Source organism: Undibacterium sp. Ji22W, assembly GCF_049340305.1.
Lineage (GTDB): Bacteria > Pseudomonadota > Gammaproteobacteria > Burkholderiales > Burkholderiaceae_D > Undibacterium.
Genome location: NZ_JBMPOU010000001.1, coordinates 768410 through 781894 on the forward strand (window position 1 = coordinate 768410; position 13485 = coordinate 781894).

The 13485-nt window shown below is 46.7% G+C and carries 14 protein-coding genes; 9 read left to right on the plus strand and 5 right to left on the minus strand.

What is annotated here, in order from left to right; all coding sequences use genetic code 11:
* Nucleotides 1-137: 137 nt before the first annotated feature.
* Nucleotides 138-2009, minus strand: a complete 1872-nt coding sequence (locus tag ACO0KW_RS03165; protein ID WP_423050554.1) for a vWA domain-containing protein — start codon at nucleotides 2007-2009, stop codon at nucleotides 138-140.
* Between the two features lie 48 nt (nucleotides 2010-2057).
* Nucleotides 2058-2708, minus strand: coding sequence for an energy transducer TonB (locus ACO0KW_RS03170; protein ID WP_423050556.1), 651 nt, complete (start codon nucleotides 2706-2708; stop codon nucleotides 2058-2060).
* A 395-nt stretch (nucleotides 2709-3103) separates the two neighbouring features.
* Between ACO0KW_RS03170 and ACO0KW_RS03175 the strand changes: the two genes are divergently transcribed.
* The 9 genes from ACO0KW_RS03175 to ACO0KW_RS03215 all read left to right on the plus strand — a co-directional run bounded on the left by ACO0KW_RS03175 (nucleotide 3104) and on the right by ACO0KW_RS03215 (nucleotide 9546).
* On the plus strand, nucleotides 3104-3784 hold the full coding sequence (locus tag ACO0KW_RS03175) for a response regulator transcription factor (RefSeq protein ID WP_423050558.1): 681 nt from the start codon (nucleotides 3104-3106) through the stop codon (nucleotides 3782-3784).
* A 7-nt stretch (nucleotides 3785-3791) separates the two neighbouring features.
* A complete protein-coding gene (locus tag ACO0KW_RS03180; protein WP_423050560.1) occupies nucleotides 3792-5312 on the plus strand; it encodes a HAMP domain-containing sensor histidine kinase in 1521 nt (506 codons plus the stop codon).
* A gap of 110 nt (nucleotides 5313-5422) precedes the next feature.
* A complete protein-coding gene (locus ACO0KW_RS03185) occupies nucleotides 5423-5848 on the plus strand; it encodes a hypothetical protein (protein WP_423050562.1) in 426 nt (141 codons plus the stop codon).
* A gap of 128 nt (nucleotides 5849-5976) precedes the next feature.
* On the plus strand, nucleotides 5977-6420 hold the full coding sequence (locus ACO0KW_RS03190) for a GNAT family N-acetyltransferase (RefSeq protein ID WP_423050564.1): 444 nt from the start codon (nucleotides 5977-5979) through the stop codon (nucleotides 6418-6420).
* Between the two features lie 41 nt (nucleotides 6421-6461).
* Nucleotides 6462-6653, plus strand: a complete 192-nt coding sequence (locus ACO0KW_RS03195; protein WP_423050566.1) for a KOW motif-containing protein — start codon at nucleotides 6462-6464, stop codon at nucleotides 6651-6653.
* Nucleotides 6654-7022: 369 nt separating this feature from the next.
* Nucleotides 7023-7568 carry a nucleotidyltransferase family protein gene (locus ACO0KW_RS03200; protein ID WP_423050568.1) on the plus strand — a complete coding sequence of 182 codons (546 nt, stop codon included), beginning with the start codon at nucleotides 7023-7025 and terminating at the stop codon, nucleotides 7566-7568.
* 56 nt (nucleotides 7569-7624) lie between these two features.
* Complete coding sequence (locus ACO0KW_RS03205; protein WP_423050570.1) at nucleotides 7625-8023, plus strand: GFA family protein; 399 nt, start codon at nucleotides 7625-7627, stop codon at nucleotides 8021-8023.
* 39 nt (nucleotides 8024-8062) lie between these two features.
* Nucleotides 8063-8533, plus strand: a complete 471-nt coding sequence (locus ACO0KW_RS03210) for a hypothetical protein (protein WP_423050572.1) — start codon at nucleotides 8063-8065, stop codon at nucleotides 8531-8533.
* Between the two features lie 149 nt (nucleotides 8534-8682).
* On the plus strand, nucleotides 8683-9546 hold the full coding sequence (locus ACO0KW_RS03215) for an alpha/beta hydrolase (RefSeq protein ID WP_423050574.1): 864 nt from the start codon (nucleotides 8683-8685) through the stop codon (nucleotides 9544-9546).
* 196 nt (nucleotides 9547-9742) lie between these two features.
* Here the strand turns inward: ACO0KW_RS03215 and ACO0KW_RS03220 are convergent, their stop codons facing one another.
* The 3 genes from ACO0KW_RS03220 to ACO0KW_RS03230 form a co-directional block, all read right to left on the minus strand.
* The gene (locus tag ACO0KW_RS03220) at nucleotides 9743-10261 is read right to left on the minus strand and encodes a Csu type fimbrial protein (protein WP_423050576.1); all 519 of its coding nucleotides are present in this window, start codon (nucleotides 10259-10261) and stop codon (nucleotides 9743-9745) included.
* Nucleotides 10258-12567 (minus strand): fimbria/pilus outer membrane usher protein, encoded by a 2310-nt coding sequence (locus ACO0KW_RS03225; RefSeq protein ID WP_423050578.1) that lies wholly within the window; start codon nucleotides 12565-12567, stop codon nucleotides 10258-10260. The genes ACO0KW_RS03220 and ACO0KW_RS03225 overlap by 4 nt, the downstream gene beginning before the upstream one ends.
* A 178-nt stretch (nucleotides 12568-12745) precedes the next feature.
* Nucleotides 12746-13477, minus strand: coding sequence for a fimbrial biogenesis chaperone (locus tag ACO0KW_RS03230; RefSeq protein ID WP_423050580.1), 732 nt, complete (start codon nucleotides 13475-13477; stop codon nucleotides 12746-12748).
* Nucleotides 13478-13485: the final 8 nt, after the last annotated feature.

A 13485-nucleotide genomic window follows, 5' to 3' on the forward strand; every position in this document is an offset into this window, starting at 1 on the left:
AAACTTAAGATATTTTTATCCTCCTTTCAGATCAACAGGGCAAATATTTTTGCCCTGTTGATTTTTAAAAATCTGTGTCGCTCATGCAAGCATCTATTTACTCGCCTGATGAGCAATCGACTTCATCGGATTCTCGTTCAGTCACTTTCAAAGACTGCGGTTTCAGCAGCTGATGGCTTGGCAGGCTTATTCCTCATTTTTTTCACTTGCGCTGGATGCAAGGCTGCAGATAATTCTACCAAGCGTATAAATTCTGCACGATGACCAAAGCGATCATCGCCGCGCGCTGAATTCGCCAATGCCAGGATATCTTTAGGGCCGTAGTTCGCAATCAAGCTGCTACCACGTAACCATTGTGCCCATGCCGCGACTGCTGTCGCAAAGCGAAAATCTTGATCGGCTACGTTGATGTTGTCGACCCTATTTGCCTGTTTAATCGGTGTCTCTACTAACTGACTTTGATCGCTGCCCGGTGTTTTGTAGCGCAATTTTAACCATGCCAATTCATCGCTAGTAGATTCTTTGGCTGGCATTTTGTCACTCGTACTTGGCTGATAACGCAGTGCGTCCATATTCCCCTTGCTACCTTTAGGAACAATTTCGTAGAGCGCAGTGACAGTATGACCTGCACCAATATCGCCAGCGTCCACTTTGTCGTCGTTAAATTGCTCGCGTGTTAAAGCACGTAATTCATAGCCGATTAAACGATACTCTTTGACTAGTGTAGGGTTAAATTCCACCTGCAATTTCAAGTCTTGTGCAATGGTCGCCAAGGTCGACGTATATTCATTCACAAGGACTTTGTGCGCCTCTTGTAAGCTATCGAGATAGTGATAACTACCATCGCCGTTATCGGCCAGCTTTTTCATCAAAGCTTCATTGTAGTTGTCATCACCAACCCCGAGTGTGCTCAGACTAATGCCGGCTTTTCGCTCACGTTCGACCAGCGCTTTTAAATCGCCGTCGTTCGTGACGCCGATATTCAAATCGCCGTCGGTGGCGAGTAACACGCGATTGATGCCACCCTGAATCTGCCCCGCATGGGCTTGTGCATACGCCAGCTTGATGCCTGCCTCACCGTTCGTGCCGCCGCCTGCAGTAAGTTGTTCAAGCGCCAGATTGATTTTGGCTTTTTTATCGCCAGCCGTGGCGGGCAGTACGACGCGTGTGCCATTGGCATAAGTGACCAAACTCACACGATCTTGTGGACGCAATTGTGCCACCAGGAGCTTAAGCGATGAACGAACCAAAGGTAAGCGATCAGGCATATCCATAGAGCCAGAAACATCCACCAGAAAAACTAGGTTTGCGGCAGGTAAAGTTTCTTTCGCGAGGTCTTTGCCTTTAATCGCAATTCTTAATAACTGACGTGAGGCATTCCACGGCGAGGCGCTTAATTGGGTATGCACACTAAATGGATGCGCATTGTCTTTCTTCGGTAGGGCATAGTCATACGAAAAATAATTCACCATTTCTTCGGCGCGAATCGCGTCGGGATTGGGTAATTGTCCTTGCTGAATAAAACGCCGCACGTTCGCATAGCTGCCAGTATCAACGTCGGCACTAAAAGTAGAAACGGGTTCTTCAGTGACCAACTTCCAACTATTTTCTTGGATTTTTTGATACTTGGCGGTGTTGACAATTGGCGCGTGCGCACTATCCATTCCGGCATTACTGTGTACGTAGGCTGGCATCTGTTGCATTTGTTGATCTACAACTTTGCTGACTGTCGACATTTCTCTAGTACTGACGATAAGGGCAGGTGGAGGAATGGCAGCCATAGGTGCCTCCAATGGCTGTGGCATATACACATTGGGTTTGGCTTCAGCGACGACCATCTCTGCTATTTGGGTCTTGGCAGGCATCTGCAAGGCGAGATCTGCTTTTGCTTCATTCTGCGTTTCCACTCTGCTCGAAGAGCTGCAAGCGATCAGACTGATGCCGAACGCGCAACTGATGATCAAGCTAAGTGCACGATGCTTTGGTATTGGAGAATGTGAGTTTTTCATGATGTGTCCTCGTGTTTCGTTTTTGAAGGTCAGTTTTTGAAAGTCGTTTTAGTTAATCGTCCAGACATACTGCAACTTCGCCCAAGATTTTTCGGGCACGCCATCGATTGAGCCAGGTTTGAATTTGCATAAACTCAAACCCTGCATTGCAGCTTTATCGAGCGCACGTGAACCGCTAGATTTCTCGACGCGACTTTCTAATACGCGGCCATCGGGACCAATCAACATTGCTAAATTCACCGTGCCTTCTTCACCTGTACGAATTGAACTGGCCGGATATTCTGGTTTTTCGCAGGCATTCGAGTCGACTTGCGCTGCGACATGGACGGGAGCGCGTGGTTGTGCGATCTCCGTCTTACCTAAGCCTGTTTCCGTAGGTTTGGTCGGCTCAAAATCGCGCTTTTCTATTGGATCGCGTTTTACTGCCGTAATGGCGCGGTCATCGAAAATAGTGGGAATAATTGGTGGCTCAATAAAAGTCGGCAGAGGCATGGTCTTGGTTGGCTCTTGCATTTTGAGTGGCTCTTCTACTTTCGGTGGCGGCGCAACGGGCGTCATCTCGATCACGCGGGGTTGCCGAAAATCGATCACATTCGTTGCCTGTAAACCTAAACCTAAGGCGACGGCGTGCAAGACGCCCGTAATCAATAAAGAGGACATTTTTCTTTTTGGTGCTTGTCCATAGTTGTACGTGCTCATGATGAACTCCCGAAATTGTGAAAGGTTGCGGTTGACTACTAAATGTATCGCCTGTGACTTCATTTGCTCATTTATCTACAAACTCAGCCGCTGACTCAGCTATTGGCAATGTGACGGTGCGCTTCGATCTTTTGTTGCACATCGTTGGAAATATAATATGCTAGTAACTAGCAAAATAAAAGGAAAATTTATGTAATTATTCTGCTTAAGTGTATTAATTTGATTGCCTATCACTATTTTTTTGCAATAAATCAAGGACTTAGGTGTGCTTAGTATGTGTGAAATATTTGCCAGTCACTAGCAAAAATACTTCAGCTAGATTGCTATTTGCTAGTAAAATGGTTTCTATGTGTACGTATCCAGATGTGCAAAACGGCATTTTTAGGGAGTAATGAATGACAACTATGCAGCCAACCGCGGTGCAAATAAATCCAGAGAGGAAACCCATACGGGTCTTGCTAGCAGATGATCATCCCATTGTGATGACAGGTTTTGCGATGTCGTTAGCGGCCGAGGGGATGGAAGTGGTCGGGCAGGCGAAGACACCGCAAGAGGCGGTAGAACAATTTATGGCGCTGCAGCCAGATGTAGTCGTCTTGGATATTCGTTTTGGGGCCGAGATGACGGGGCTTGATGCCGCTCGTCATATTTTGGAAAAACAGCCTGATGCCCAAATCGTTTTCTTAAGTCAATTCGATCAAGATGCCTTAATTAAAGAAACCTATCGTTTAGGCGCAAAAGCTTTTGTCACCAAAGATTGTGATCCTGCAGACTTAGCGGTGGCGGTACACCGTGCGAGTGACGGCGAGTTATATTTCATGCCGCAGATCGCAGAGCGCCTGGCAAATCTCTCAGTTCGCGGTGATGCCTCGCCACAGACCTTGTTGGATGAACGTAGCTTGGAGATATTCAAGCTCATGGCGGAAGGGCTGACCAACGTCGAGATCGCCGAAAAACTCGATCTCTCGCAAAAAACCATCAGCAATATCAGTCAGGCAGTCAAAGAAAAACTCGGGATCCATCGACCAGCTTTAATCACGAAGTTGGCGATGAAACATGGCCTGATTGAGCCATAGGTTAGCGATGGCAATCAAAAATACCTCTGGTTTTGTTGGCAGTGTATTGCAATGGCGCAGTTGGAGCATACGCACGCGTTTGCTGGTGATCGCCGTTTTTCCAGTCGTCTATCTATTCTTCTCCTTGATTTCCTATTCGTACTACGCACGCTTGAAAGAAGTCGAAGAAGAACTCACTGCGCGTGCCAAAACCATTACCACTGCCTTAGCCGAAGGCGTCGAATACAACGTCATTGCAGCGAATGTGCAAGGCATTAAGCAAATGATTTATGGTGTGATTCAGACCGATCGCAGCGTCTATCGTATTGATATTTTTGATGCGAATAAACAAGAACTCAGCCATGTAGAAAATGCGGGCCGAGCGAAACCTGAAAAAAATTATGTGGAACTGCCGATCAAACGCCACATGGTCTGGGTCAACTTACATACCGAAATACACGATTCTTTATACAAACTTGATCCGGCAAAAGAAAAAAATCAGGCTGTCTTAGGGTATGTGCGGGTGACGATGACAAAGACTTATTTACTCGATAAACAGCGCTATCGCTTTTCGATAGAACTTTTGATGTCAGTTCTCGCACTGACAGTTAGTGCGTGGTTGGCGTGGTTCTTGTCCAGAGGCTTAACGCGACCCTTGCATGGTGCAATTGAAGCTTTGCGCGACATCAGCGCAGGTCGTACTGAAACCCAAATCGCGATTTCACATGGCGGTGAAATTGGCGAGTTGCAAAGCTCGATCAACGAGATGGCGCACAATTTACATCAATCGCAAACACATTTAGAAAACACCGTTGCCGAACGCACCAAAGAACTAATCGTCTCGCGTAACGACGCATTGAAAGCTGATGCGGAAAAGCGTCGACTGATACACAAAGTTAACGCCATCGTCGAAAACGAACGTCAGAGCATCGCGGTAGAAATTCACGACGAACTAAATGCCTCGTTGATCGCCGTACGATTGGAATCAGAGCGCATCGCCAAGATTGCTGCCAAAGCCGAGCACGATGAGCGCTTCGCACCTGTGCTTCAAGAAATTCAAGAAAGAGCGAAAGCCGTGGTCAAGCTCGCCTTGGATTTGTACGCCAACGGCAGAAATTTGGTGCGTCGCCTGCGCCCCGAAGTCTTAGACATGCTTGGTCTGGAAGGCGCGATTGAAGAAATGCTGCGCCTGTATAACGCTGCTCATGAAGACTGCCATTTTGACTTCGCGTCTGAAGGTGACTTCGCACAATTAGATGGCGACCTCGCCATCTCTGCCTACCGCATCGTGCAAGAAGCCTGTTCGAATATTTTGAAACATGCTCAGGCAAAAAATGTCGAGATTACGCTGCAAATGAACCCTGATCAATCTCATCTGTTGATCAAGGTAATTGATGACGGCATAGGCTTCGAGACAGAACAAGTCGCCGCTGGAATCGGCATCAGCGGCATGCGTGAACGCGTGCTGGCTTGGGGTGGTGAATTTGAATTGGACAGTAAGGTGGGTGAAGGTACGCGTATTGAGATTACTTTGCCAGTGACGTCGTAGGCATAAAATTGACGCAGTTTTGTAATGCGGATAAAAAGAAAATATGGCCGCTAGGCTTGGACAAAGTTCCCTTTGTTTTTTATGCTAGCAAGTGCGTAATGGAATATACAATGAAAAAATGCGTATTAGTATTATTGTTGGGAACTGTCTGCATTGCGTGTTCTTTACTAGAGCAGTCTGTGAATTGGCAATTTCTTCAATCTGTTGGGGGTATAGCGGTTGGTATGCCAGTCAAGACAGGAGAGCTTTGGCGTTTACCTATTCAGGTTGATATCAGTGGACTAACAACAGTCACAACCACGCCAAGCACATTGAATTCAGGACTTGCATGTCAGCGCGTAAGTGCTGTGGTTGAAGGAGAGTCGATTTATCTGACTATTTTCGTGACATCGGCTGGATCTGGTCGCACAGCGCAATGTGGGCATGCGGTCGTCGGATCAGCGGTAGAGGGAAGACGCAAAGTGTTTTATCGAGCGAACGATGAAGACATCAACTTGATTGGCGAAGTTGAATTCGCATCAAAGCATCCATTATAAAGTGAGATAATTTTGTCGGGAGGAGGTGGCCAGCGCCACCAGACTCAAGCCTATTGGCGAACACAAGAGACCAGTGAAGCTTGCCTTTGCTCAACATGACTACCATTTTGAAAGAATCAAAAGTAACAATGAATAAGCTCACGTTTCGAACTGCCACCAATGCAGATATTCCGGCAATGTCAAAGATCCGTTTATCTGTACGTGAAAATGTTTTGTCCAATCCAGCCTTCGTCACGCAAAAAATGTATGAGGATTATTTGGAATTGTTAGGGCGCGGTTGGGTCTGCGAGCTCGATGGACGCATCATAGGTTTCTCGTATGCCGCCATCTTAGATCATTCGATTTGGGCACTGTTTGTTGACCCCGATTTTGAAGGCCTGGGTGCAGGCAAGAAATTGCTTCATTTGGCGACTCACTGGTTGTTTGAAACTGGTGCGACCTCCATCAATCTTGGTACTAGCGTTAATTCAAGAGCAGAGCGTTTCTATCTGGCACAAGGATGGATCAGAGGTGAAATGAAGAATCAACGTGAAGTGAGTTTTAGTTTGGAAAGAGCTAAAAGCGATATGTGATCGGACGTCAATACATCAACATAAAATCAGGAACCATCGATATGGCTAGCGATCAAAAAAACACCATTAATGACGGCGATTATTGCAAGGTTGTCGGTGGAACGCACAAGGGAAAATCCGGCACCGTGCGTGATATTAACACCAGCAAGACAGGTCATTTGACGATTACGGTTGTGCAAGAAAGTGGCGAACGTTTTAAAACCTTGGCGAAAAATGTTGTCGTTCAAGCTTGAAGTCACTATTCGGTCACGCTGACTCTACAATAATTATGCGTCTTTTGCTTAAAATAAATTGCATGGATATCTTCATGTTGGCGTGGGCAACATTACCGTTTCTTAGGCTGAATTATTTGTCGTCACCGATGATCTAGAATTGGTTAGATCCAACCGTGAATGGTGTACTTACTATCATCATCTCGGTAAGTGGTTTGGGCTTTCCAATGGCAACATTTTTATATTTTTATTGGCGAAAATAAGTGCTGTCCTAGTTTGGTAAGGCGGGTGCAACCCGTGCCGCCAGAACGTGGTGTACATGAAGCCGATTTTGCGTGGCGTGGTTTCACCCGCCCAACATGATTCATCCCATAAACCATCGATTGACCCATGAAACAGCAATTCATCAAAGACGTACTCACCAACTACAACAACGCACAAATCCTAGCGCGTTGGGATGCGCTTTCGTTACCTGATGGCTGGCTAGTTGCCGGATGTTTATTTCAAACTATTTGGAACTGTATTTCAAATCAGCCCCCTGAATCCGGCATCAAAGACTACGACATCTTCTATTACGACCCCAGCGATCTGTCCGCAGAAGCCGAACAAGCCAGGCAGCAATGCGCCGAAGAAGTGTTTGCCGATTTGAACATCACTTTGGAAGTATGTAACCAAGCCAGAGTACATCTTTGGTATGAATCGCACTTCGGGCATCGCTATCCCAAACTCAGCAGCTCACAAGACGGCATCGATCGTTTTTTGATTCCCTCAACCTGCGTTGGTATGAATCCGCTTGAAGTATATGCGCCGAATGGTTTTGATATTTTGTATCAAGGTGTATTGCGTATGAACCCGCATACGCCGCATCGACCTTTATACGAACAGAAAGCACTTTCGTATCAGCAACGCTGGCCGTGGTTGCAGTGTATAGAATGAGCGTCTAAAAAAGCGTATCAGCATCAATTTTCAACATCACACAGGAGGAGTTAAGAATGAAACATCTACTTGAAGGTTCTTGTTTGTGCGGCGCGGTTCATTGGACTTTCGCTGGCGAGCCAGATGGCGCGACTGCGTGCAATTGCACTGCTTGTCGGCGCTATGGCGTGTTGTGGGCTTATGACTACGAAAATGAGGGCGTACATATTCGCGGAGAAACACAAGCCTATGTACGCGGCAAAGCGCTTGAATTTCATTTTTGCCCTAGTTGTGGATGTATGGCGTTTTGGCGCGGTTTGCAATTGGATGAAGAGGGGCGCCGGCGTATCGCAGTCAATTTACGATTGGCCGAGCCAGGTGCTGTCGCGCTCATTCCCATTGATCACTTTGATGGACTTGATACTTTTGATGATTTACCGCGTGATGGAAAATGCGTTGTTGATTATTGGTTTTGATCTGCGCTAGGCAGCGTTCTCCTTCGGTATGTAAACTACATGAAAAATTCTCAAAAAAATTGGATTTACTTAGCAGGCATCATTGCGTTGATCGGTGTTGCGATCCACATTGTGGCGATTTTCGGTGGTCCTAGTTGGTATGCGTTTTTTGGTGCGCCTCCTAGCGTTGTGCGATCAGCTCGTGAAGGCACCTTGCTCGCTCCTGTCGGTGCTCTCATCATTGCGGGCTTAATGGCAATCTGTGCTGCCTACGCATTTTCTGCACTCGGCGTAATACGCCGTTTGCCATTGCTACGCACGGGTCTTGCTGGCATTGCGATCGTCTGCTTGCTACGTGCATTGGTGTTGTGGCCCTTGATGATCAATCACCCAGAATTGCGCAATACTTTCGAGATCGTGGCGGCAATAGTGTGGGGATTGGCTGGTGTCGGGTTTGTGTTTGGGTTTCGTCTGGTGCATGCACAAAACCAGGATAGCCTCAGCAGTGATGATGAGAATGTTGAAACTTAATGGCGTCCATGTACTAGTCAGATTTCGCAGTGGAGGCAACCACGCCGCCAGAACGTCATGTGCGCTAGCTTCTCCTATGATCAACGCGGGTTGCAGCCGCCTACACATTTTTCTTGCGAAAAAAATCATTCATCGTGATAAATAAAAAAATGAAAATCTTTCTCACCCTCGTTTTCGGCCTCTGCATTAGCGCATGTACATTCAACAATCAAACGATAACACTGCCGCAAGCCACGCAAGCTTACGATCATCTACCAGCACTACAAGGCGATTATTTCAAAATCAAATCGACCTATGTAGGTAGAGAGTTCCATATCAATGTTCGACTTCCTGAAGGCTATCAAGCTACGGATGCCAAGACATATCCGGTGGTGTATGTTCTGGATGGCGATAGTCTGTTTCCGTTGCTGGCACCAACCCATCTTTTTCTACATTACGACGAAAAACTTCCTGAAGCAATTTTGGTAGGGATCAGTTATGGAAGCTTTGATCCGGTGATCAATAAACGCAACACCGACTTCTCAGCACCCGCGGCCGACTCCGTTCTGGGCGAAGATGGAGCGCCGCGATTTTTAGATTTTTTGAAAAAAGAATTGATTCCAAAAATCGAAAATCAATTTCTCGCCAATGCTGCGAAACGCGTTCTGGTCGGACAATCACGCGCCGGCTATTTTGTATTATGGTCGGCGCTGGAGGATCCCGACTTATTTTGGGGGCGCATCGCTAGCAATCCTGCTTTAACGCCAGGCCGCGCGCGTTTTTTTGAAGCAGCTGCAAGACACACCAAGAAAGATTTAAAGCTCGTCATCGCCTCCGGCACAAGAGATACCGAACAAAGACAGCGTAATGCGACGGAGTGGGGAACAACATGGTCATCACGTGTTGATGCGCCTTGGGCTGTCAAACCGATCAGACTGGAAGGCGGCACGCATGCTGCGACTATAGGTGAGATCTATCGGCGAGCTATGCTTTGGTTGTTTGAAGCAGAAATTGCGACGGGTAAAGCGCCATGATGTTGGTTTTTATGCGCACCAATTCGAGAGCGGAATCGTGGGGCGGGTGCGGCCTTACCGTGTCCACGCGTTAGGGATGAATTAGGCGAAAAGCATAAAACACAAGGAGAGAGTTTTGTCGGCAAACTATGCAAACCGTGTTGGTATAAAAAGCGTGCGTACTTTTCAAGGCTCCCGATTTACCTGCTATTAAACTCTAATACACGATGGTGATGACCAGCATATCTGAATAATTGTTCGCCAAAAGCCCCGTTTGATTTGCAGGGATTGAACCGTAAATAGCACGCGAGAAACCAAATTTTCCTTGCACAGCGAGGGTGACACTTCCACCGGTTCCATCGCCTAATACATGGCGATGCCCCGCGTCGGTGTAAATATTGTAGATCAGTGAACTACCTCTTGAAGCGCTCATACGGCGACCACCATAAAAGCTGGCACCTTGCCCGTTTCCTAGACCCAATTTAAGTACGACTGAGGTATTCCCGTCGCAATAGAAATCGATGTTGCCAATCGAATTGAGATCGATGTTACCAACAGGATCGTAAGCGCCGAACGCAATTGTGGCAGTGACGGAGCAAGACTTATCAGCGTAGGCATTGATGCTGCCGATTGACAGGACCAAGCCTAACATGTACTTAAATAGCTGATGCAGGCTTGAACGCCTGCTATCGACTGCAAGAACGGCGTTAGCGTTATTAGATGTAGTCAATGTCATTGTTGCACCACTTCCAAACAGATTAAATTATCCAGATAAGGGATGAGTGTTGCATCTTCTGGCAAATCAACACGGAGTTCACACAGACGCCCATCTTGCAAGCTGACGTTCACATGATTGTCTTTCTGTTTTAAGAATTCGACGTAAACCTCGCCTCGTTTTCCAGAAACATATTGACGTTCAAGTCCATTGACTTCGACTGTGCTCCAAGCGGGCAGTAGTTCCCCGTTTTTTAAGCGCAAGATCAGTGTAGCGCCACGTACTTTTTGCACTGAAAAATCGACGATCGCGCCGCCTTTAAATCTGGGGATGACGGTCTTTTCCATCTGTTCTACCGAGGCATCGATGGGTAAACTCAAGGGATCAATGCGAATGTGATTTCTTTGATAGGACTGTAAATTACTCACAATCGCTTTACCATGGCTATCGGTTCGCGCGACTTCTTGGTTTTCGAGATAAATCGGAATCCCCTTCAAACCTTCAGTTCGCACGACTGCAAACGCATCATCAAATCCACGGGAAAAATAAATATCGCCAGCCAGGTAATTGACACCGCCTTGCAATCCGATTCGCGTGCTTAAGGTGCCATATTGATTCACCACATCCGCCTGGAAACCGCCAAAAGATTGATTCATATTGAGGCTAGCTTCCTGTCTCGTCACACCTGAGCCGGACAGCGCTGCCAAACGGTAACCGATCCCATGATCATGTGGTGTTGACTGCTGTACATCGGCATACAAAGTATTTGCCCCTTTTGACAAGCGGGTAGTGGCACTGGCAAAGTGGCGCGCGTCCAAAATAATGGTCACTCCCAGTCCAACTGAAAGAGATGACACTTCACCGAAAGTTTTAACGACCATTGCTGAAGCGTATATCTCTTTACTGATACTGCGCGAATAAGCTAAGTTAATTAGTTTCAACGAAGATGATCCATAATTTTTTTGTTGAAAATAATTGAGCGCCATAATGCCGCCACCCCAAGGCACATTAAACTGCGCGTTCGTTACCCGCTGAATGAGATGATTGGTATCACTACCGAGCTGACGAAATCCCATCGAATTCCATTGGACTTTGGTATTCGCGGACCACCGACGCCCAAGATAACTAAAGCTTGTACCAACGGCGCTACCCGTCAATGTTGCGGCGCCAGCTTGGCCGCTACTATCGCGACTCACAACTAGATTGGTTTCGATCGTGCTATTGATCGTCGGCAGTGTGGTCGCGAGACTGGCTCCACTGGTCAGCACTTGCTTTTGCACTTCTATCCTAGCTTCACCTGTCCACGTATCACTTACACCTTTTCGGTAAGTAGCGGCAAAAAATGGATTCGAGTAGTCATTGCTGGCCTGCCCATAATTTTTTCTCACCCAACCTAATTCATACGCGTCCTCGACTAAGCCGACGCGCAGCAGATTGGGACTGGAAAAAAATGACTGCGTGATCACCTGTTCACGTCCAAGCAGGTCTCTGACGACTAGCTGCACTTCACCTGTTCCCGTTATGAGTGGGAGATTTTGTATAGAAAATGGACCCGCGTCGACTTTTTGTCGGGTGCGGAGAGTATTGTTGACGTAGACATCGACGGTTGACGGCAATATAGCTTTCCCAGAAATACTAGGCATAGCGACTGAAATGAAGTCTGGACGGATCGCAAAATTCGTGCTGTACTGTATGCCGCCAAACAGTAAGGCACGACCCCATGTGCCCGTATTATTCACCGCGTCGCCGAGTTTGAGCGTTCTCAACTTGTCGGTATCATCGACGGAATAGGTGGTCATTAAACGCTTTAAAGCGAGGTCATTCAAACTGACGCTAGAAGTCCATAAACCCGTTCCACCAAAAACACCGACGTCGATCAGGGCTTGTTTCGACATCACGCCAGCGCTTCTGGCGAATGAAAAGTCATAGTTCAGAAATGCGCCAGGAGAATATAGACTAGGTGATTGGCGATTTTTGTTTACAGCACCGATATTGAGTTTGTTTTTGGAAAAGGCATCGGGACTCGCCACGATCGTAATTTCTTCCCGTTCATGATTCCAAGTAAACCGCAAACCGTGGATTTTTTCTAGATCGAAATAGTCGATTCCCTCGACGATTTCTAAGGCGTCATCGATAGGATTAAAATTGTAACGATTGAGAAAAGATCGTGGCGCCAACAAACGTCCTTGACCGTCAGTTAGAAATAGCGCGCCAGAGTCAACCGACAAGCCATTAATGATTACCGCCAACAAAACGGTCTGCATCGCAGAGTTCGATTGAATTGCATTATTGAAGGCTATATTCGACGCTGCCGCGGCTGGCAACATCAAAGCACCCGAAATTGAGAGAAAAATAGAAGTTAAGAAAAGGCCATAAAGCTTTCTGATTTCTGGCCTGTTCAGTCGCCTGTATAGGTCTCCATTAAGTCGCTTTTTGAGGCGACTATTGCGGTAACCATTAAGGAAACCATTAAGGTGACCAATAAGGCGACCAATCAAGTAAAAATTAAAGACATGTGTTGTCGACATTTGCTGTAAACGAGCCGACATCAGTCAAGGCGGTAACGGCATAGGTCTTTTGATCCAATGGATAGTTTTTGGATCCAAATTGTGCCTTCACATCCCAAGATTTTTGCGCGCCTACCAGCAGATATTCTGCGCTATTCCATTTTCCTAGCTCTTGTTTTTTTGTACTATCTTTTATTGAGATTTGTTTTATCTGTGAGTGAATATTGCCGATGTTTGTCACTCGTAAGTTGGGCACATTGGCTTTGCAAATCAAGCTCATGTCTAAAACGGCTTTCACCTCATTTGGGGCAACAAAGACTGGCAAATCATGCCGTACCACCAATTGCATTTGTGGATAGTTAGTAGTACTTGGTTTTGGCACTTCTTCGACCAACATGCGATAAGCGATTTCTTCGGTTACTTTTTTGTGATTGCGCAGACCAACCCGGACAATTTGTTTTCCACCTGGTGCTAATCGAAAGGTTGCTGGTGTAATGACCAAGTCTTGTGTCTGTTGATATTGATATTGACCTTCATGAAGCGTCCATTTATTTAAGCTCACCTGCATGACCGATTCCTCGGTACCGGTATTTATCACCGTCAGCACCGCAATATTGCTCTTGGGTGATAATTTGAGACTCACTGGCGTTAATTGTATGGACCCTGCCGAGACCGGTAGGATAGGAAGTAACAGTGCGAGGACACACCACAAGCGAGATTGAATAGACATTGTTTTTT

Coding starts and splice junctions, on each gene's coding strand:
- ACO0KW_RS03215 (WP_423050574.1), top strand. CDS start 8,683: ATGAAAATCTTTCTCACCCTCGTTTTCGGCCTCTGCATTAGCGCATGT.
- ACO0KW_RS03165 (WP_423050554.1), bottom strand. CDS start 2,009: ATGAAAAACTCACATTCTCCAATACCAAAGCATCGTGCACTTAGCTTG.
- ACO0KW_RS03190 (WP_423050564.1), top strand. CDS start 5,977: ATGAATAAGCTCACGTTTCGAACTGCCACCAATGCAGATATTCCGGCA.
- ACO0KW_RS03230 (WP_423050580.1), bottom strand. CDS start 13,477: ATGTCTATTCAATCTCGCTTGTGGTGTGTCCTCGCACTGTTACTTCCT.
- ACO0KW_RS03170 (WP_423050556.1), bottom strand. CDS start 2,708: ATGAGCACGTACAACTATGGACAAGCACCAAAAAGAAAAATGTCCTCT.
- ACO0KW_RS03185 (WP_423050562.1), top strand. CDS start 5,423: ATGAAAAAATGCGTATTAGTATTATTGTTGGGAACTGTCTGCATTGCG.
- ACO0KW_RS03220 (WP_423050576.1), bottom strand. CDS start 10,261: ATGACATTGACTACATCTAATAACGCTAACGCCGTTCTTGCAGTCGAT.
- ACO0KW_RS03180 (WP_423050560.1), top strand. CDS start 3,792: ATGGCAATCAAAAATACCTCTGGTTTTGTTGGCAGTGTATTGCAATGG.
- ACO0KW_RS03175 (WP_423050558.1), top strand. CDS start 3,104: ATGACAACTATGCAGCCAACCGCGGTGCAAATAAATCCAGAGAGGAAA.
- ACO0KW_RS03195 (WP_423050566.1), top strand. CDS start 6,462: ATGGCTAGCGATCAAAAAAACACCATTAATGACGGCGATTATTGCAAG.
- ACO0KW_RS03200 (WP_423050568.1), top strand. CDS start 7,023: ATGAAACAGCAATTCATCAAAGACGTACTCACCAACTACAACAACGCA.
- ACO0KW_RS03210 (WP_423050572.1), top strand. CDS start 8,063: ATGAAAAATTCTCAAAAAAATTGGATTTACTTAGCAGGCATCATTGCG.
- ACO0KW_RS03205 (WP_423050570.1), top strand. CDS start 7,625: ATGAAACATCTACTTGAAGGTTCTTGTTTGTGCGGCGCGGTTCATTGG.
- ACO0KW_RS03225 (WP_423050578.1), bottom strand. CDS start 12,567: ATGTTGCCAGCCGCGGCAGCGTCGAATATAGCCTTCAATAATGCAATT.